Source organism: Longispora sp. NPDC051575 (assembly GCF_040681875.1).
Classification (GTDB): Bacteria; Actinomycetota; Actinomycetes; order Mycobacteriales; family Micromonosporaceae; genus Longispora.
In genome coordinates this window covers 102225-122081 of record NZ_JBFAZP010000009.1, presented here as the reverse complement: position 1 = coordinate 122081, position 19857 = coordinate 102225, and the positions used below count along the sequence as shown (strand labels likewise).

15 protein-coding genes are annotated in these 19857 nt (G+C 72.4%); 11 read left to right on the top strand and 4 right to left on the bottom strand.

The features are described from left to right. Positions 1–58 precede the first annotated feature (58 nt). The 6 genes from AB0M43_RS27585 (at position 59) to AB0M43_RS27560 (ending at position 10332) form a co-directional block, all read left to right on the top strand. On the top strand, positions 59–5968 hold the full coding sequence (locus AB0M43_RS27585) for an LPXTG cell wall anchor domain-containing protein (RefSeq protein WP_363728685.1): 5910 nt from the start codon (positions 59–61) through the stop codon (positions 5966–5968). Beyond that, the gene (locus AB0M43_RS27580) at positions 5965–6534 is read left to right on the top strand and encodes a hypothetical protein (RefSeq protein WP_363728684.1); all 570 of its coding nucleotides are present in this window, start codon (positions 5965–5967) and stop codon (positions 6532–6534) included. Before AB0M43_RS27585 ends, AB0M43_RS27580 begins: the two co-directional genes overlap by 4 nt. Before the next feature lie 358 nt (positions 6535–6892). Then, positions 6893–7597, top strand: a complete 705-nt coding sequence (gene fabG, locus AB0M43_RS27575) for a 3-oxoacyl-ACP reductase FabG (RefSeq protein ID WP_363728683.1) — start codon at positions 6893–6895, stop codon at positions 7595–7597. Positions 7598–7613: 16 nt separating this feature from the next. Further along, on the top strand, positions 7614–8384 hold the full coding sequence (gene fabI, locus AB0M43_RS27570) for an enoyl-ACP reductase FabI (RefSeq protein WP_363728682.1): 771 nt from the start codon (positions 7614–7616) through the stop codon (positions 8382–8384). Positions 8385–8530: 146 nt separating this feature from the next. Beyond that, the gene (locus AB0M43_RS27565) at positions 8531–9541 is read left to right on the top strand and encodes a ferrochelatase (protein WP_363728681.1); all 1011 of its coding nucleotides are present in this window, start codon (positions 8531–8533) and stop codon (positions 9539–9541) included. A gap of 8 nt (positions 9542–9549) precedes the next feature. Beyond that, positions 9550–10332 carry a hypothetical protein gene (locus AB0M43_RS27560; protein WP_363728680.1) on the top strand — a complete coding sequence of 261 codons (783 nt, stop codon included), beginning with the start codon at positions 9550–9552 and terminating at the stop codon, positions 10330–10332. Between the two features lie 99 nt (positions 10333–10431). Here the strand turns inward: AB0M43_RS27560 and AB0M43_RS27555 are convergent, their stop codons facing one another. Further along, positions 10432–11100 (bottom strand): pentapeptide repeat-containing protein, encoded by a 669-nt coding sequence (locus tag AB0M43_RS27555; protein ID WP_363728679.1) that lies wholly within the window; start codon positions 11098–11100, stop codon positions 10432–10434. 49 nt (positions 11101–11149) lie between these two features. On the opposite strand from AB0M43_RS27555, the gene AB0M43_RS27550 reads away from it, so the two are divergent. Further along, positions 11150–11950: a DUF3097 domain-containing protein gene (locus tag AB0M43_RS27550; RefSeq protein WP_363728678.1), complete on the top strand. Its 801-nt coding sequence runs from the start codon at positions 11150–11152 to the stop codon at positions 11948–11950. Positions 11951–12007: 57 nt separating this feature from the next. On the opposite strand, the gene AB0M43_RS27545 is transcribed toward AB0M43_RS27550, so the two are convergent. Both AB0M43_RS27545 and AB0M43_RS27540 read right to left on the bottom strand, forming a co-directional pair. Next, on the bottom strand, positions 12008–13117 hold the full coding sequence (locus AB0M43_RS27545) for an acyltransferase (RefSeq protein ID WP_363728677.1): 1110 nt from the start codon (positions 13115–13117) through the stop codon (positions 12008–12010). Between the two features lie 11 nt (positions 13118–13128). Continuing rightward, on the bottom strand, positions 13129–14343 hold the full coding sequence (locus AB0M43_RS27540) for a C39 family peptidase (protein WP_363728676.1): 1215 nt from the start codon (positions 14341–14343) through the stop codon (positions 13129–13131). A gap of 192 nt (positions 14344–14535) precedes the next feature. Between AB0M43_RS27540 and AB0M43_RS27535 the strand changes: the two genes are divergently transcribed. The 4 genes from AB0M43_RS27535 (at position 14536) to AB0M43_RS27520 (ending at position 18617) form a co-directional block, all read left to right on the top strand. Further along, positions 14536–14904 (top strand): NfeD family protein, encoded by a 369-nt coding sequence (locus AB0M43_RS27535; protein ID WP_363728961.1) that lies wholly within the window; start codon positions 14536–14538, stop codon positions 14902–14904. Next, complete coding sequence (locus tag AB0M43_RS27530; RefSeq protein WP_363728675.1) at positions 14904–15908, top strand: SPFH domain-containing protein; 1005 nt, start codon at positions 14904–14906, stop codon at positions 15906–15908. Before AB0M43_RS27535 ends, AB0M43_RS27530 begins: the two co-directional genes overlap by 1 nt. 311 nt (positions 15909–16219) lie before the next feature. Beyond that, the gene (locus AB0M43_RS27525; RefSeq protein WP_363728674.1) at positions 16220–17008 is read left to right on the top strand and encodes an RNA methyltransferase; all 789 of its coding nucleotides are present in this window, start codon (positions 16220–16222) and stop codon (positions 17006–17008) included. Between the two features lies 1 nt (position 17009). After that, the gene (locus AB0M43_RS27520) at positions 17010–18617 is read left to right on the top strand and encodes a PucR family transcriptional regulator ligand-binding domain-containing protein (RefSeq protein WP_363728960.1); all 1608 of its coding nucleotides are present in this window, start codon (positions 17010–17012) and stop codon (positions 18615–18617) included. Between the two features lie 173 nt (positions 18618–18790). On the opposite strand, the gene AB0M43_RS27515 is transcribed toward AB0M43_RS27520, so the two are convergent. Further along, positions 18791–19744 (bottom strand): BadF/BadG/BcrA/BcrD ATPase family protein, encoded by a 954-nt coding sequence (locus tag AB0M43_RS27515; protein ID WP_363728673.1) that lies wholly within the window; start codon positions 19742–19744, stop codon positions 18791–18793. Positions 19745–19857: the final 113 nt, after the last annotated feature.

Below are 19857 nucleotides of genomic sequence, written 5' to 3'. Positions count from 1 at the left end.
GCGGGTAGGTTTTACAACTTTCACAAACAAATGTCCGCTATATAGTACGTTTTCGCGCATGGTGATGAAGCGTGCTGCTCGGTGGCTTGCGCTGACTGTCGTCGCGTCTGGCCTGGTGGTTCTTCCGGGGCTCCCGGCTCAGGCGGCGGTCATCGCGCCGCTGACGCTGTCGTACGACCAGAAGGTCTACGGCCGCTTCATCACGAACGGCAACGGGGTGATGCAGTGCCCGCCGGACGGTACGCCACAGATCGGGACGTTCTCGTGCCCGGGCGGGGCGAACCGCACCGACCCGAACGCGCCGAACGACTACTTCTCGATGCGCTACACCGACGTCGACGCCGACGCGCTGACGTTCAACTCCAGCCGGGCGCTCATCCCGATCCCGCCGGGGTCGACCGTCGACTACGCCAAGCTCGGCTGGGCCGGCAACACCGGCGTCGTCGGCGGCATCGGCGAGCCGGCCTGCGGGGCCAACGCGGCCCCGACCGGCGCGGTGCGGGCGACCAATCCGGCGGGTACGCCGGCCACCCAGCAGGTCCGGGTCACGGTCGGCGGGGGCTCGACCACCTCCGTCGCCCCGACGCCGTTCATCGCCGAGCCCGCCCCGGCGGCCAGCGCGCCGCAGTACTACAGCGGGCAGGCCGACATCACCTCGATGTTCGCCGGGGTGAACGGCGACACGACGGTGACGGTCGGCAACGTGTGGACGCCGACCGGCTACGGCTGCTTCGGCGGCTGGTCGCTGACCGTGGTGTACAAGTTCGCGGCCCCGGACCCGACGTACGCGCCCGAGCTGCGCGAGATCTTCATCTACGACGGGCACGTCCGCCAGGGCGCCGCCGACACCCCGACCGACGTGACGATCTCCGGCTTCAAGAACGCCGGCGGCCTGGTCCGCTCCGGCGTCACCGCCTACGAGGGCGACTACTCGATCACCGGGGACCAGTTCCTCATCAACAACCAGCCGATGGCGGAGCCCGCGATCGGCGGCACGACCAACTTCTTCATCAGCAACGCCGAGCACCAGTCGAGTCCGAACCCGCTCAACAACTACTCGGTGGACGCCAAGTCGTTCCAGCTGCCGGCGGGGGTGGTGAACGCCGGCGACACCTCCGTGAAGCTGACCCTGTCCACGATGGGCGACTCCTACATGGCCACCCAGGTCGTGTTCTCGGTGCCGATCGCCGAGCTGCGGGTACTCAAGGAGGTCTGCCAGTCGAAGGTGGTGGCCGACTGCACGTCCCCGACCGGCCCGTGGGCCCCATCGGTGAACCTGCTGCCCGGCGACACCGCGTACTGGCGGATCACGGTCTCCAACATGAGCGCCGGTGACGCCAACAACGTGGTCCTCAACGACCCGAACGAGGCCTCCTGCGTCGCCGCCGCCGGCACGTTCATGGTGCCCGCGAACTCGTCGAAGGTGTTCTACTGCTCGACGGCGAACGTGACCGACACGAAGGCCAACACGGTGACCAGCCGGTTCCCGGCCCCCGACGACCCGCCCGGCTCCCCGCCCCGGGAGTCGCCGCCGTCCACGGCCACGGCCAACGTCGCGCGGATGACGCTGCTCAAGCAGGTCTGCCAGTCCGCGGTGGTCGCCGACTGCCAGACCGGCGGGGTCGGCCCGTGGGTGACGAGCACGAACATCCCGTACAACTCGACGGCGTACTGGCGGATCGCGGCCACGAACACCGGGCAGGTGGCGCTGACCAACGTGGCGATCGCCGACGCGGACGAGCCGACCTGCGCGGCGACCGTGAACCTGGCGGTGGGCGAGACGAAGTACGTGCACTGTTCGACGGCCGGGGTGACCGGGAACAAGACGAACACCGCCAGTGCCGTGTTCCCGCCCCCGCCGGGCTCGCCGCCGGGTACCCCCTCGACGAACGTCCCGCCGACCAGCGCGAGCGTCGGCACCTACGAGGTCACGCTCGTGAAGGAGGTCTGCGCCTCCACCACCGTGGCCGACTGCCAGAGCCCGACGGGCCCGTGGGTGGACGACACCAACGGCGCGGTCGGCTCCACGGCCTACTGGCGGCTGCGCCTCACCCACCGGGGCACGGTGCCGGTCACGGGGATCACCGTCACCGACCCGGGCGAGGCGACCTGCGCGCCGCCGGGCACGGTGAACCTGGCCGTGGGCGAGACGAAGACGTACTACTGCAACACGGCGAACGTCACCACGGACAAGGTGAACACGGCCACGGCCAGCTACGCCCCGCCCGGCAAACCGGCGGGCACCCCGCCGACGACGGTCACCGACTCGGCGACCTACCGGGTGTACGGCCTGACGGTCCTCAAGGAGGTCTGCACCTCGACCACCCCGGCCGACTGCCAGGGCCCGACGGGTCCGTGGGCGGCGGCGGCCAACGGCCCGGTCGGCTCCACCGCCTACTGGCGGATCACGGCCACCAACACCGGCACCCTGACCCTGACCGGCGTGACGATCGGCGACCCGGGCCAGCCGGCCTGCGCGGCGGCGGCGGGCACGTTCGACCTGGCGGGCGGCGCGTCGAAGCAGGTGTACTGCTCGACGGCGAACGTCACGGACAACACGACGAACACGGCCACGGGTACGTTCACGCCGCCCGGGAGCCAGACGCCGGTGACGACGCCCCCGTCGAGCGCGACGTACTCCGTCTACGCGCTGACCCTCAACAAGGAGGTCTGCACGTCGGCGACGGCGTCCGACTGCGGGGTCGGCGGCGCGGGCCCGTGGGCGAAGGAGACCACGGTCCCGGTCGGCACCGCCGCCTACTGGCGGATCACGGTGACGAACACCGGCAAGGTGCAGCTGACCGGGATCACGGTCGCCGACGCCACCGAGGCGACCTGTCAGACGGCCGCTGACGCCGCGGGGTCGTTCACCCTCGCCGCGGGAGCGAGCCGGGTGTTGCACTGCTCCACGGCCGCCGTGACGGGCGACAAGGCCAACACGGCCACGGCCACGTTCACGCCGCCCGGCTCGAACACCCCGCAGACGTCCACCTCGACCGCGACGGCGCACACCCACGGCCTGACGATCGTGAAGAACGTCTGCACGGGTACGGGGGCCGACTGCGCCGGACCGACCGGCCCGTGGGCCCCGACCGCCACCGGACCGGTGGGCTCGACGGCCTACTGGCAGATCACGGTCACCAACACGGGCTCGGTGAACCTGACCGGGGTGCAGGTCGCCGACCCGCTCGTCCCGGGCTGCGTGAAGACCCTGGACGTGCCGGTCGGTACCCCGCAGGTGTTCTACTGCTCCAGCGCGGACGTCCGCAACAACCTGACCAACGTCGCGAAGGCCACCTACACGGTCGACGGGCGCAGCACCACCACCCCGGACGCCTCGGCCACCTACAAGGTGTACGCGATGACCGTGGTCAAGGAGGTCTGCCAGTCCTCGACGGCCGCCGACTGCCAGTCCGGCGGGGCGGGCCCGTGGGCGGCGAGCGCGAACGTGCCGAAGGGCGGCACCGCGTACTGGCGGATCACGGCCACCAACACCGGTGACGAGACCATCACCGCGATCACGCTGACCGACAGCGCCGAGCCGGCGTGCGCGACCGCGATCGGCGGCCCGTTCGACCTGGCCAAGGGCGCGTCCCGCCAGGTGTACTGCTCGACCTCGCCGGTGAACGGCGACACCACCAACACGGTCACCGGCACGTTCACCCCGCCGGACAAGCCGCCGGTCACGGTGCCGCCGACAACGGCCGAGGTGCACGTCTACGCGCTGACCCTGCTCAAGGAGGTCTGCACGTCGACCACCCCGGCGGACTGCGGACCGGGCGGGACCGGCCCCTGGGCCGCGACGGCGAACGGCCCGGTCGGCTCCACGGCGTACTGGCGGCTGACCGCCACGAACACCGGCACCGTGGCCCTCACCGGGATCACGGTCACCGACAGCGCTGAGCCGGCCTGTGCGGCGGCGGCGGGCACGTTCGGCCTGACGGCGGGGGAGACGAAGTACTTCCACTGCTCGACGGCGGCGGTGACCGGGGCGAAGGCGAACACGGCCACGGCCACGTTCACCCCGCCGGGCGGGCCGCCGACCACCACCCCGCCGACCACGGCCACGTACGGCGTGTTCGGGCTGACCCTGCTCAAGGAGGTCTGCACCGGCACCGACTGCACGGGCACCGGCCCGTGGGCGGCGGCGGTCACCCTGCCGGCCGGCACGACCGCGTACTGGCGGATCACGGCCACCAACACCGGTTCCGTGGCCCTGACCGGGGTCGTGATCAGCGACCCGAACGAGCCGACCTGCGCGAAGACGGTCGACGTCCCGGCCGGCGGCACCGCCACGGTGTACTGCTCCACCGCGAACGTGACCGCGAACCGGGCCAACACGGCGACGGCCACGTTCACGCCGCCGGGCGGCCCGCCGACCACGACCCCGCCGACCACGGCCACGGTGTCGGTGTACGCGGTGACGATCGTCAAGGAGGTGTGCGGCTCGACGCTCGACGCGGACTGCGCGCCGGGCGGGGCCGGCCCGTGGGGCCCGACCGCCAACCTGCCGCTCGGCTCCACGGTGCACTGGCGGATCACGGTCACCAACACCGGCGGCGTGGCCCTGACCGGGCTGACCCTCGCCGACGCCGGTGAGCCGTCCTGCGCCGTGACCACCGGGTTCGCCCTCGCGGTCGGGGAGGCCAAGCCGTTCTACTGCGCGACGGCGAACCTGGCCACGGACAGGTCGAACACGGCCACGGTGACGGTGCCCCCGCCGCCCGGCACCCCGCCGGGCACCCCGCCCGGGACCGTGACGACCCCGCCGGCCACGGCGCACCCGTACGGGCTGACGCTGCTCAAGGAGGTCTGCACCTCGACCTCGGCGACGGACTGCGCGGGACCGGGGCCGTGGGCCGCGACCGAGGTGGGCCCGACGGGCTCCACGGCGTACTGGCGGATCAGCGCCACCAACACCGGCACGCTCGCCCTGACCGGGGTCGCGATCAGTGACCCGAACGAGCCGACGTGCGCGGGCACGGTCGACGTACCCGCCGGCCAGACCCGGTACGTGTACTGCTCGACGGCGAACGTGACGGCCGACCGGTCCAACACGGCGACGGCCACGTTCACCCCGCCGGGCGGGCCGCCGACCACCACGCCGCCCACCACGGCGACGTTCACGGTGATCGGGTTCACCCTGGTCAAGGAGGTCTGCCAGTCGGCCTCGGCGGCGGACTGCGGCGTCGGCGGCGTGGGCCCGTGGGGTCCGAAGACGTCGGTGCCCACCGGCTCCACGGCGTACTGGCGGATCACCGCCACCAACACCGGCACCGGCCCGCTGACGGCGGTCACGCTCACCGACACCGGGGAGGCGAGCTGCGGCACGGCGATCGGCGGACCGTTCGACCTGGCCGGGGGCGCGTCGAAGGTGTTCCACTGCTCGACTACCCGGGCGACCGGGAGCACGACGAACACGGTCACCGGCACGTACACCCCGCCGGGCAAGCCGCCGGTCACGGTCCCGCCGACCACGGCGACGGTCGAGACCCACGGCCTGACCGTGCTCAAGGAGGTGTGCCCGACGAACGGTTCCTGCTCGGCCTCGGCGACCGGGGACTACGGCTCGGCGGCGCGCTGGCGGATCACGGTCACCAACACCGGCAGCCTGGCGCTGACCGGCGTGACCGTGGCCGACCCGGACGAGCCGACCTGCGCGGCCACCATGGACCTCGCCCCCGGGCAGGTCAGGGTGATCGAGTGCTCGACGGCCAACGTCACGGGGCGCAAGACCAACACCGCGACGGGTACGTACACGCCGCCGAGCTGCCAGGAGAAGACGGAGGCGACCTGCGCGCCGGTGAGCACTCCGCCGTCCACGGCCACCTACGACGTGTCCCCGCCCCCGCCGACCCCGATGCCGGTGACCGGTTCCTCGACGGCCCCGCTGCTGCCCCTGGGCGGGCTGCTGCTGGGTGCCGGTGCCGCGCTGGTCTGGTTCTTCCGACGGAGGAGGTCCGCGTGAGTCTGCTCCTGGTGGCCGCGCTGCACGCGGTGACCCCGTTGCCGGCGGTCGCCCCGCTGCGGGAACCACCGCTGCCCAGGGTCGCGGTCGAGATCAGTGACGGGGCCGACCGCGCGGCCCCCGGCGACCTGCGGGTGTACCGGATCACGGTGCGCAGCTACGAACCGGCCGGCCCGGTCGCCGTGACTGTGGTGGCCCGGCTACCGGTCGGCGCCCGGGTCCGCGACCCGGGGCCCGCCGCGGTCTCCGCCGACGGCACGGTGTCCTGGACCACGGGCGTACCGCCCGGCGGTAGTTGGGAGACGACGGTGGCGGTCCGGATGCCGGCCCGGCAGCCGGACGGCCCGGCGCGGCTGGCCGGGGTGGCGTGCGTCGTGCCGGACGGCTTCGACCGCCCGGCGGTGTGCGCGTCCGACCTCGACGAGGCGGTACCGGGTCCGGTCGTGGCGGACCCGGGGGACGGCGGTGCCGGCGCGGTGGTGGCGGTGGCCGGCGGGCTGCCGGCACTGGCCACTGTGGGCGCGGCCGGGCAGCTGTGGTGGTGGCGCAGGCGGGTCGGCGCCTAGCGGGTGTGGTCGATGAGGATCACGAGGAAGACGACCCAGACGGACGCCAGCGCGAACCCGAGACGGGGGAGAAAACGGAGCATGGCAGTGACCTTCCAGCGGGAAGAATGGGAAAGGAACGCTGGAGGCACGGTCGAGAACTGACCGACGTGCGTCGTCGGTCGTCACAGGGTGTGAGGAAAACCCAGCTCAGGCTCGACCGCGACTAGGAGGATCGCTATCTCGCACAGCGATCACCTCCTAGGGTCAGGGCACACACTCAGGGCCGGCAACATCGTACACGCAACCCCGGTGTTTCCGGTACTTGGCGGTAGCGCCTAGTCTCCTTGGCGACTGTGCAGAAGGCTTGGGAGGACGCGTGGCGCGTACGGTACTGGTCACTGGCGGTAATCGTGGCATCGGGCTGGCGATCGCTCAGGCGTTCGCCAAGCAGGGCGACCGGGTCGCCATCACCCACCGGGGCAGCGGCGCGCCGGACGGGATCTTCGGGGTGCAGTGCGACATCACCGTCCCCGAACAGGTCGACGCGGCGTTCGCGGCGATCGAGGCCGAACTCGGCCCCGTCGAGGTGCTGGTGGCCAACGCCGGCATCACGGCCGACACGCTGCTGATGCGCATGAGCGAGGAGCAGTTCGGCAGCGTCGTCGACACCAACCTGGGCGGCGCGTGGCGGGTCGCCAAGCGCGCGTCGAGCAAGATGCTCCGCGCCCGCTGGGGCCGCATGATCTTCATCTCGTCCGTCGTCGGGCTGTACGGCGGCGCGGGTCAGACGAACTACGCCGCCTCCAAGGCCGGCCTCGTCGGTCTCGCCCGTTCCATCACCCGCGAACTGGGCGCGCGCAACATCACCGCCAACGTCGTCGCGCCCGGCTTCATCGAGACGGACATGACGGCGGAGCTGCCGGCGAACCTGCGCGAGCAGTACGTCAAGGCGATCCCGGCCGGCCGGATGGCCACCTCCGAGGAGGTCGCCAGCGTCGTCACCTGGCTCGCGAGCGACAACTCGGCGTACGTCACCGGGGCGGTCATCCCGGTCGACGGCGGCCTCGGCATGGGTCACTAGAGGGAGTACACGAAAAATGTCTGGACTGCTCGCCGGCAAGCGCATCCTGATCACCGGCATCATCACCGACGCGTCGATCGCGTTCGCCACGGCCAAGTTCGCCCAGGAACAGGGCGCGGAGATCGTCGTCACCGGCTACGGCCGGCTGTCCCTCGTGGAGCGGATCGTCAAGCGGCTGCCGAAGCCGGTCGGCGCGGTCATCGAGCTCGACGCGACCAACCCGGAGCACCTCGCCGGCCTCGCGGACGAGGTCCGCAAGCAGGTCGACGGGCTCGACGGCGTCGTGCACTCGATCGCGTTCGGCCCGCAGGGCGCCCTCGGCGGCGGGTTCATGACCGCCTCCTGGGAGGACGTCAGCACCGCCCTGCACGCCTCGACGTACTCCTACAAGGCCCTCGCCGTCGCGTGCGCGCCGCTGATGGGCCGGGGCGGCTCGATCGTCGGCCTCACCTTCGACGGCTCCTTCGCGTGGCCGGTGTACGACTGGATGGGCGTCGCCAAGGGCGGCTTGGAGTCCACGTCGCGCTACCTCGCCCAGTACCTGGGGGAGAAGGGCATCCGGAGCAACCTCGTCTCCGCCGGCCCGCTGCGCACCATGGCGGCCAAGTCGATCCCCGGTTTCGAGAAGTTCGAGCAGGCGTGGGTCGACCGTTCCCCGCTCGGCTGGGACCTCACCGACTGCGAGCCGGCCGGCAAGGCCGTGTGCGCGCTGCTGTCCGATCTGTTCCCCGCGACGACCGGCGAGATCGTGCACGTCGATGGCGGCTTCCACGCGATCGGCGCTTGAGAGCACAAATTTACGGTACCCGCCGGCCCCTGATGTCCCTGTTTTGTGGGATATCGGGGGCCGGAAAACCGTGATCCGCGAAATTGAGAGATCAACCCGCGCTTCCCAGTGGTGCGAAGCGCGCCGAGATCGGACAGGATGTCGGAGTGACCTACGACGCCTTCCTCCTCGTCTCCTTTGGCGGCCCCGAAGGGCCTGACGACGTGGCGCCGTTCCTGGCGAACGTGACGCGCGGCCGAGGAGTTCCCCCGGAGAGGCTCGCCGAGGTGGCCGAGCACTACCGCCACTTCGGTGGCGTGTCCCCGATCAACGACCAGTGCCGGGCGTTGATGGCCGGGCTCCGCGACCGGATCGACCTCCCGATCTACTGGGGCAACCGCAACTGGCGGCCGTACCTGGTCGACGCGCTGCGGGACATGCGCGACGCGGGGATCCACCGGGTGCTGGCCTTCGTCACGAGCCCCTACGGCTCCTACTCCTCCTGCCGGCAGTACCTGGACGACATCGCCGCCGCCCGCGCCGCCCTGGGCGAGCGCGCCCCCGAGGTGGACAAGCTCCGGCACTTCCACGACCACCCGCTGTTCGTCGCCGCGCACGCCGACGCGGTCAAGGCGGCCCTGGCCACCCTGCCCGACCCGGCCAACGCCCGGCTCGCGTTCACCGCGCACAGCATCCCGGTGTCCATGGCGGACACCGCCGGCCCGGTGCGCAACGGCGGCCGGTACGTGGCCCAGCTGCGCGAGACCGCCCGGCTGGTCGCCGAGGCCGCCGCCCCCGGCCTGCCCTACGAGCTGGTGTGGCAGTCGCGGTCCGGCCCGCCGGTCGTGCCGTGGCTGGAGCCCGACGTCAACGACCACCTCGCGGCGCTGTCCGCCGAGGGGGTCACCGGGGTCGTGGTCAGCCCCATCGGCTTCATCTCCGACCACATCGAGGTGCTCTGGGACCTCGACCACGAGGCCGCCGAGACCGCCGAGAAGCTCGGGCTCGCCTACGCCCGGGCCGCCACGCCCACCGACGACCCGCGGTTCATCGACATGCTCGTCGAGCTGATCGAGGAGCGCCGCAACCCGGGCGCCGACCGCGCGGCCCTCGGCGAGATCCCCACGTGGGACCGGTGCGCCCCCGGGTGCTGTCCCGCGCCGCCGAAACGTCGATAATCGATGCCATGACCTCCGTCCACCGTCGCGCCGCCGACCGCACCCGGCACGCAGCCCGGTTCGTGGCCTGGGCCCGCGCGTGGCGGGCCGGGTTCGTCTCGTACGACGAGGTGGGCCCCGCCGTCACCGGCGGCGAGGAGCACCTGGTCACCGACCTGCCCGGCCAGGACTGGGAGGTGCCCCTCGGCACGGCGCTCGCCGCGCTGTCCCGGCTGCGCGCCGACGACCTGCGCCTCGTGCTGCCGGCCCCCGGCGACCCGCGCGGCCTGCCCGGACCCGGCGCGTTCAGCAGCGCGGCGCTCGGTGCCGGCGAGGGCGTCATCGCGGGGGAACTGGGGCTGGTGCCCGCGATCCGGGAGCACGTGTCCGGCTCGGGGGACACCTGGCACACCGTGCGCTGGCAGGTGCTGCCGGTGCAGGCCGGGGCGCACCCGGAGTACATCGCGCCGGGGGAGGCCGAGCTGGACCTGGCCCGGGAGCTCAACGGCGCCGCCGACGCGCTGATCCGGCTCGACGTGGCCCGCTGGCAGCCCGAACTCGCCGGGGCGCTCGCCGCACTCCGCCGGCCCGGCTCCGGGGCCGACCTGCCGCCCGGCTTCGACCCCCGCTGCCGCCGGCTGTACGCGCGCGCCGCCATGCTCGACGGGGTGCTGGTGCTCGCCGACCACAACGCGCCGGGCGGGGCCGTGACGGCGCACGAGGCGCACCAGCGCTCGGAGGTGCTGCGGCCACTGCGGACGGCGTGCCGGCGGGCGCTGATGGCGGCCTGCAACGCGCCGCTGAGCGCCTGAGGGTGCCGCCGGTACAGCGTGCGGCGGTCACCGGCTCGGCAGTGCCTCCGGAAGCCGGGTCGGGGCCCACCGTAACCATCTGATGGGTTTGACCTGGTCTTATTCCGTGATGACGATGCCCAGGGCGTCGGCGAGGGTGTAGGACAGCGCCACCAGGTCCTGGCCCTCGACCCGCGCGCCGGCGAAGCTCGTCACCCCGCCCAGCTCCGCCAGGTCACAGCGGCTGAACACCGTGCCGTCCATCAGCGCGTTGTGGAACTGCGCCCCGGTCAGGTCGCAGCCCGCGAACCGCGCGCCGCGCAGGTCCGCGTTGGTGAAGTCGGCCCGGGACAGGTTGCAGTCCGTGAACACGACGTCCTTGAACTTCGAGAACCGGAACGTGCACAGGTCGAACCGACACTCGGTGAGCGCGACGTCCTGCAGCACCCCGTCGATCCACTGCAGGCCGGTGGCCCGGCTGGCCGAGAGCTCCACCCGGCGCAGCGTCGAACCGGTGGTGCGCAGGTTCGCCAGGTTGGAACGCTCGACGACGCAGTCGGTGAGGCGGGCCCGGTCGAGGCTGGTGCCCGACAGGTCCACGGACGTGAGACGGCACTGCTCGAACTCCACCAGCTCGGCGACCCGGCGCGACAGGTCCTGGTCGGTGAAGGAGAGTTGCCAGTAGGACGCCTCGCTGTCGAACACGCCACTGTCCGGCCCGGCGGGGGTGATCCCGCCCGGTACGGCCGGTTGCTGGGGGCTCTGGGAGACGCGGGTCTTCGGCGGCATGGATGAACACTAGCTGTCCGAGGCGTGATGAGGCTCTACCCTGTTTCGCATGGACGTCTTGGCGGGAGACTGGCGACGGCGGCGCGAGGTGCCGACCGTGGAGGCTGAGCTGGACCTCGTCGTGGAGGACGCCACCGGCGACTTCTGCGGCGCCGTGGTCGGCTACGAGGCCGACGGGGTGGTCCTGGAGGACCGGCGCGGCCGACGACGGGTGTTTCCGCTGCTGCCGGCCGCGTTCCTGCTCGACGGGGAGGTGGTGACCCTGCGCCGGCCGGCCCCCGGCCCCGTGACCCCGCAGAAGCGCCGTACCGCCTCGGGTTCCGTGGCCGTGCCCGGCGCGCCCGCCCGGGTGGCCCGCGCCGGCCGGATCTGGGTGGAGGGCATCCACGACGCGGCCCTGGTCGAACGGATCTGGGGCGACGACCTGCGGGTCGAGGGCGTGGTCGTCGAGCCGCTGGACGGGGTGGACGACCTGCCGGAGGCGGTCCGGGCCTTCGATCCCGCCCCGGGCGCGCGGTTGGGCGTCCTGGTCGACCATCTGGTACCGGGGAGCAAGGAGTCCAGGATCGTCGCCTCGGTGACGAACCCGCACGTCCTGGTCACCGGCCATCCCTATGTGGACATCTGGCAGGCCGTGAAGCCCGCCCGGCTGGGGATCGCGGCGTGGCCGGTCGTGCCGCGCGGCCAGCCGTGGAAGGAGGGGGTGTGCGCGGCGCTCGGGGTCGCCGAGCCGTACGAGCTGTGGCGGCGCATCCTGACCAGCGTGCGCGACTTCCGGGACGTCGAGGCGCCGCTGCTGGGGGCGGTCGAGCACCTGATCGACTTCGTGACGGAGCCGGGGGAGCGCTAGCCGGTTCGTGACCGGGCCGGGGAACGCGAGCCGTTTTGTGACCGGGCCGGGGGAGCGCTAGCCGGCGAGGACCGCCTGGCTCTCGCGCTGTGGCGGGACCACCGGCTCCGGGGTCTCTCTCCGGGTGGTCAGCCGGCGGCCGAGGGCGATCATCGGCTGCTCGACCCAGCGGTACATCAGGTCGGCCATGCCGAGGGCGACCAGCGCCACCAGGGCCGCGTGCCGGGTACCGCCCGGATCGGGCACCAGGCCGCTGGCGACCAGCCCGGCGAGCGGCTGGAGCAGGTACAGCGAGTAGGACCGGTCGCCGATCGCGGTCAGCGGGCGGCGGGACAGCAGCCACACGGCCGGGCCGGTACCGAGCAGCGCCGGCAGGCCGAGGGCGAACAGCACCCCGTAGCCGGCGATCACCGGCACCTCCGAGCCCGCCCACCCGACCAGCGGACGCACCGCGAGCTGCAACCCGACCAGGGCCATGGCGACGACGGTGGCCGGCACCGGGTGGGTCAGGGGCCGCAGCAGGGCGAAGCCGCGCGGGTGGTGCAGGACCACGGCCAGCAGGGCGCCGGTGAGCATCACGAGGTAGTGCACGGGCCAGTTCGCGCCGGTCAGCGGGAAGAGGCAGAGCACGGCGACCGTGGTGGCGACCGTCACCGCCAGCCGGGCCCCGAACCGCCACGCCGCGGCGAAGGCCAGCACCGGCCAGAGCAGGTAGAACTTCTGCTCGATGCCCAGCGACCAGGAGACCACGAAGACCGTGTGCTCGGCGAAGTCGTTGAAGAACGTCAGGTAGTACGGCATCGCGCCGCGCAGCCCGCTCGACGTGTACTGGCCGCGCAGGCCGAACACGGCCACCACGGCGGCCAGGGTGACCACGTAGACCGGGACGATCCGGAAGAACCGCCGCAGATAGAAGTTCCGGAACGAGATCCGGCCGCCCCGGTCCTGTTCCCGGAGCAGCAGCGTCGTGATCAGATAACCGGACAGCACGAAGAAGACGTGCACCCCGGCCCAGCCCGACAGCCACGCCCAGCGGTCGCCGCCGAAATGGAAGAACACCACCATGAGGGCGGCGACGGCACGCAGTCCGTCCAGGGCGGGGAACCGGCGCAGGGACAGGTATTCGCGGTGGTCGAGGGCGCGCACGACGGCCTTCCTGTTGGGCAAGCCGTCGGAGGCTACCAGTTCGCCTCGGCGTGCCGGGGCGGCAGCGGCGCGTCCGGGCGGTGGATCACGTACACGATTCCGCCGCTCGCCCCGAGCCAGGCCCGCTCCAGCTGGGCCCGCCGGTACACCCGGCGGACCGACGCGCTGTCCGGGGCCGCCGGGTCGTGGCACACCACGTCGCCGCCCGCCGTGAAGCCCGCGATCACCAGCAGGTGGCCGCTCGCCGTGTAGCCCGCGCCGTCCAGTTCCCCGGCCACCACCCGGATCGACGCGACCAGCGGGATGCCGGCCGCGACGAACTCCTCGGCCTCGGTCAGGTCCCGCAGCCGGGTCACGAACGCGTCCAGGCCGTACCGGGCCGCGTACGCCGTGTTGAAGGACCAGTTGCCGGCCCCGTCGTAGGAGTAGTCGAAGCAGTGCCGGACCGCGTGGTGCACGTGCCGGTCCACGTAGTCCGGTTCGACCCAGGCGAACTCGTGCTCGTAGGGGCCGTCCGTCCAGTACCGCATCACCATGCTCGTCGAGGTCGGCGAGCACCACGAGTCACCGCCGCCGTCCCAGTGCGGGTACTGCCCCGCGTGCAGCCGCTGCGAGTACGACGGCACGTCCAGCACCCGGCCCACGGTCGGCCCCGGGACGCTCGGCCCGGCCGGTTCCGCCGGCAGCGCGGACACCATCGCGCCCAGGTAGCCCAGGGTGGGCGACAGCGCGGTGCCGGCCGGGCGCAGCAGGGTGACCCGCAGCCGCCACGCCAGGCCCTCGTTGCCGTCGGCGGCCAGCCACGCGTCGGTGGACACCCGGCCGGTGGCCTCCCGCTGGCCGGGCACCGAGGTCGGGTGCACGGTCGAGTCGTCCCCGGACCACCGGGCCAGGGTCAGCCAGCTCGACGGGCCGGCCGTGCCGCGCACCTGGGCGGCGATCTCGATCCAGGTGCCCTCGGGGGTCGACGCCGCCCACGACGCGATCAGGTCCGTGAAGCCGAACGGGACGGTGACCTCCGCCGTCGTCCACTGCCCGTACTCGAACTCCTGCGCCGCCGCGTGCGCCACGAACGGGTCCGTGTAGGACACCGTGCCGACCGGCCTGGTGAGGACGACCCCGCTCCGGGTGTGCCGCGCGCCGTCGCCGTGGCCCTCGGCGAGATCCGCCGCCCGGTACGCGACGTGCCGGGGCGCGCCCTGTGGTTCGACGGGCACGACGGTCTCCGAATACGTGGCGTACGACATCCGCGGCTTCTCCCCAAAGGCCGGCCCAACCGGGCAATTTTCTAGCGGCACACTAGCAACTTCACCTGGACGTACCCCCAAACGCCTCGACGACTCGCAGTCGTCCCGCAAACCTGTCACGATCGAGGCGTGGAGTCGGCGGTGGTATGGATCGTCATCGGGATCGCTCTGGCGGTCGCCGAGGTGTTCACCATGACGTTCGTTCTTCTGATGTTCGGCCTCGGGGCGCTCCTCGCGGCCGGCGCGGCGGCCGTCGGGGCGCCCGTCTGGGCCCAACTGATCGCGTTCGGGATCGGTTCCGGCCTGTCCCTCCTCCTGCTCCGCCCGGTGCTCACGAAGCACCGGCTGGGCAGGGCCGGCGCGATCGCGGTCGGGGTGGAGGCGATCGAGGGATCCGACGCGATGGTTCTCCGGACCGTCACGGCGGACACGGGCATGATCAAAATCGGGGGCGAGATCTGGACCGCACGGGCCTATGACGCCACGCAGGTGATCGAGGCCGGAGAGCACGTCCAGGTCATGAAAATCGATGGCGCCACGGCGCTGGTGTGGAGGAACTGATGGGCAACCTGGTCCTGGTGTTGGTCGCCGCCCTGGTATTCCTGGTGGTGGTGATCCTCGCGCGCTCGGTCCGGATCGTCCCGCAGCAGCGGCACGACATCGTCGAGCGGCTCGGCAAATACAACCGGACGCTCACCCCGGGTCTGAATCTCCTGATCCCGGTGATCGAGTCGGTGCGGGCCAAGGTCGACATGCGCGAGCAGGTCGTCAGCTTCCCGCCGCAGCCCGTGATCACCTCGGACAACCTGGTCGTCTCCATCGACACGGTGCTGTACTTCAAGGTGATCGACCCGGGCCGCGCCACCTACGAGATCGCCAGCTTCCTCCAGGCGATCGAGCAGCTCACGGTCACCACGCTGCGTAACGTCATCGGCTCGCTGGACCTGGAGAAGGCCCTGACCAGCCGGGACCAGATCAACCAGCACCTCAGCGTCGTCCTGGACGAGGCGACCGGCCGGTGGGGCATCAAGGTCACCCGGGTCGAGATCAAGGCCATCGAGCCGCCGCCGAGCATCCGCGACTCCATGGAGAAGCAGATGCGCGCCGAGCGGGACCGCCGGGCCGCGATCCTGACCGCCGAGGGCGTCAAGCAGTCCCAGATCCTCACCGCCGAGGGTGACCGCCAGGGCCAGGTCCTGCGGGCCCGGGGCGACCGGGAGGCCCGGATGCTGCGCGCCGAGGGTGAGGCGAAGGCCATCCAGACGGTGTTCAACGCGATCCACGCCGCGAACCCGGACCCGAAGCTGCTGGCGTACCAGTACCTGCAGACCCTGCCGCAGATCGCCAACGGCCAGGCCAACAAGGTGTGGATCATCCCGGCGGAGCTGACCCAGGCGCTCGGCGGCATCGGGCAGGCGCTCGGCGGCGCGTTCGGCGACCTGAGCAACCCGAGCCCGACCCCGATCACGTCTCCCGCCGAGGACGTGGACCCGGAGATCGCGGAGATCGAGAAGGCCGCGGCGGCCGAGGTCGCCGCGATCGAGGAATCGGGCAAGACCCTCTAAAACCATAATTTAGTTACGATATGTGACCGGCCCGCCGTCTGACGGCGCGCCGGTCACGTCTCTTCGTCCGGGGTACCGACGGGGATCGCCGGCCCGGTCGGCCGGCGGCTCGCGCCGGTACCGCCGAGGCGTGCCGTGGTGGGGGTGTGCACCGGAACGGGGGGAGTCGCTTTTCCCTCGCGACAGGCACGAATCGGTCGCCTGAGCAGGTAACCCATGTTTCCGGGCGTCGCGCGCGAGCTGGTCGACACGGCCGGGTCGGCGCACGGGCGCGGGCGCGCCGACCACGCACCGTCAGGGACAATGGGTCGGTGCCTATCGTGATCACCGACCCCGACGACCCGCGGCTCGCCGACTACCGGGCGCTGACCGACGTCTCCCTCCGGACGGTCTTCGAGCCGCCGAACGGGCTGTTCGTCGCGGAGGGTGAGCTCGTGCTGCGCCGGGCGCTGCGGGCCGGCTACCGGCCCCGGTCGTTCCTCGTCGACGCCAAGCGGGTCGACCAGCTCCCGGAGACCGACGCGCCGGTGTACGCGGCCGACCAGGAGGTCCTGGAGCAGATCACGGGCTTCCACGTGCACCGCGGCGTCCTGGCCTCGTTCCACCGCAAGGAGCCCCTCGACGCCGCCGACCTGCTGACCACCGCCCGGCGGGTCGCGATCCTGGAGGACGTCAACAACCACACCAACCTGGGCGCGATCTTCCGGGGCGCGGCCGGGCTCGGCGTCGACGCGGTGCTGCTGTCCCCGTCGTGCGCCGACCCGCTGTACCGGCGGGCGGTCCGGGTGAGCATGGGCGAGGTGTTCGCGGTGCCGTACGCGACGCTGTCGCCGTGGCCCCGGGCGCTCGCCGACGTCCGCGCGCACGGGTTCGCGGTACTGGCGATGACCCCGGGCCCGGAGGCCGTCCCGCTGCACCGGGCCGTCAAGACCGACCGGACGGCCATCCTGCTCGGCGCGGAGGGCCCGGGGCTGTCCCGGCACGCCATCGAGGCCAGCGACACCCCGGTCCGGATCCCGATGCGCCGGGGCGTCGACTCGTTGAACGTCGCCGCCGCCGCGGCCGTGGCGTTCTACGAACTCGGCCGTGAAGACGACTGACATGTTCCCCACCGTCCGAGACGTGCTGGTCCTCGACCCGGTCCGGTACGGTGCGCCGCGCGTCGTGGCGGGGCACGCCGGCCTCGAACGGCCGGTCCGTTGGGTGCACTCCGCCGAGGTGCCCGACATCGCCGGCCTGCTCAAGGGCGGCGAGCTGGTCCTGACCACCGGGATCGGCATGCCGGCCAGCGACACCGGCCTGCGGACGTTCATCGCGGAGCTGGCCGAGGTCGGCTGCGCGGGGCTCGTGGTGGAACTGGGGCGGCGGTACACGAGCGGGGTGCCCAAGTCGATGGCCATCGCCGCCGAGCGCGCCGGGCTGCCGCTGATCGAGCTGCACCGGGCCACGCCGTTCGTCCCGATCACGGAGGCCGTGCACGCGCTGATCCTCGACGCCCAGCTCGCCGAACTCACCGCCACCGAGGCGATCCACCAGCGGTTCACGGAGCTGACGGTGGAGGGCGCCGACCCGGCCGAGGTGGTCCGCGAGGTGGCCCAGCTCGCCCACAACCCGGTCGTCCTGGAGAACCTGGCCCGCCAGGTGCTCAGCTACGACGCGGCCGGCGACCGGCCGGAGATGCTGCTCGACGGCTGGGAGGCGTTCAGCCGGGGCCTGCGGGTCGACGGCCGGACCGGTTTCGACCCGGCCACCGGCTGGCTGGCCACCGTCGTCGGCGCCCGGGGGCACGACTGGGGCCGGCTGCTGCTGCGCTGCGGGGGTGAGGGCCCGCCGCCGTCCCGCCTGATCATCCTGCTCGAACGGGCGGCCTCGACCCTGGCCCTGGACCGGCTGGTCCGCCGGGACGAGGAGGGCCTGGAACGCCAGGTGCACCGGACCCTGCTGACCGGCCTGCTGGAGCACTCCCGGTCGGCCGCCGAGATCGCGCTGCGGGCCAAGGCGCTCGGCGTACCCCTGGAGCGCCGCCGGCTGGTCGGCATCGTGTTCCGCAGCCGGGAGGACGAACGGGGCCCCGTCGCCGCGCACCTGCAACTCCGCGAGCTCACGGACAGTGTCGGCGCGGCGCTCCGCGAGACCCGGCTGTCGGGGCTGTGCGGGGCGCTCGACGAGCACGCGGTGGGCGTTCTGCTGGCCCTGCCGGGGGCCGACAAGGAGCCGGCGGCGCTGGCCACCTTCGCCGAGTGCGTGCACCGGATGAGTACAAGGGCGGTGCTGATCGGGGTCGGCTCCGGGGTGGACGAGATCCGGGAGGCGCGCCGGAGCCTGCTGGAGGCCGGCCAGGTGGCCCAGGTGGCCCGGCACGCCACCCGTCCCGCCCCGTACTACCAGCTCACCGATGTGGGCCTGCGCGGGCTGCTGCACCTGTTGCGGGGCGACGCGCGGCTCCAGACGTACGTGGAGCGCGAACTGGGGCCGCTGCTGGCGTCCCGGGGCGGGGTGCCGGGGGAGGAGTTGCTCGGCGCGCTCCGGGCGTACCTGGCCCACGGAAGGAACAAGTCGGCGGCGGCGACGGCGCTGCACCTGTCCCGGCCGGCGTTCTACGAGCGGCTGAACCGGATCGGCCGGCTCCTCAAGGTCGACCTGGAGTCGGCGGAGGACTGCCTGTCACTCCACGTGGCCATCCTGGCCCTGGACGCCCTCCGCGACTGACCCCTCCGCCCCGGAGCCGAACGCCTCCGCCCGGGGAGTTCCGACCCCCCAGGCCCGCGAGGCCACCGCCCTCCGATGCCGAGCACCTGTCACCGGCCACGAAACTCCTCCCACCCCGGCCCGCCGACCCCTCCGGCCCCCGAAGAGCCCCGGCCCCCGATGCCGAGCACCTGTCACCCTCCGCCCACCACGGCAGCAGGATGCGGCGCCCCCGGATCCAGGCTCAGCGCCGCCAACCAGGCCGCCCCCGCCGCCCCGTCGAGCGCCGACGCCACCTCGGCCCCCGGCCACCGGGCACCCATCTCCTCCCGTACCCGTCGGGCCAGTGGTGTCGAAACGGTCAGGAGCGAACCGGCCAGGACGATCGGGCTGGTCTCCTCCGGCCCCCGGACGGCGGCGGTCGAACGGAGCAGGTGGCCGGCGGCTTCGGCGATAAGGTTTTTCGCCACCGGGTCGCCCGCCGTGGCAGCTTCAAGAACTAATGGTGCGAATCTGGATAAAGTGACCGGTGGCCCGGTGTGCGCAGCCGTGATCAGAGCGCTCACCAGCCCGCGACGGGTCGCGAACACCGATTGTCCGACGAGTCTGTCCCTGATCATGGCGGTAAGGGAGGTTCCGATGCCCTCCTCTATGTCGGCGAGGGCTGCCCGAACGGCGTGCAGTCCTAACCAGAATCCCGACCCCCGGTCGCCGAGCAGCCAGCCGTGGCCGTCGGAGATCAGGCCCAGCCGGCGCGCCGTGATCTGTCCGGCGATCGCCCCGGTGCCGGCGATCAGCACCGTGCCGTCGGGGCTCGCGGTGCCGGCGGCGAACGCCACCACGGCGTCCCCGATCTGCCGGACCGGGCAGGTGATGCCGTGGTCAGGCCATACTTGGTCGAGGGCCCGGCGTTCCATGGAGCCCCCGGCGAGTCCGATCACCGCGGCCCGGACCCTGCCGGGGTCGATCCCCGCCAGGGCGGCGTCGAGGGCGGCCCCGACGGCCGCCGCCGCGGCCTGCGCACCGTGGGCGACGGGGTTCCCCCCGCCCCCGCGACCGGTGCCGAACCGGACACCGTTCAGGTCGGTGACCACTACGCGGGACGAGGTACCCCCGACATCCAACCCAATGACCAACGGATCGGACACGATCAACCCCTCACTGTGGCGTGGCGCACGTTCATGTCATATTGTGCGCGGTAGAAGCAACGAGCAAGCAGTAATGGGCATCGAGCCGGGACTGTTAAGTAACAGTTTGAAAA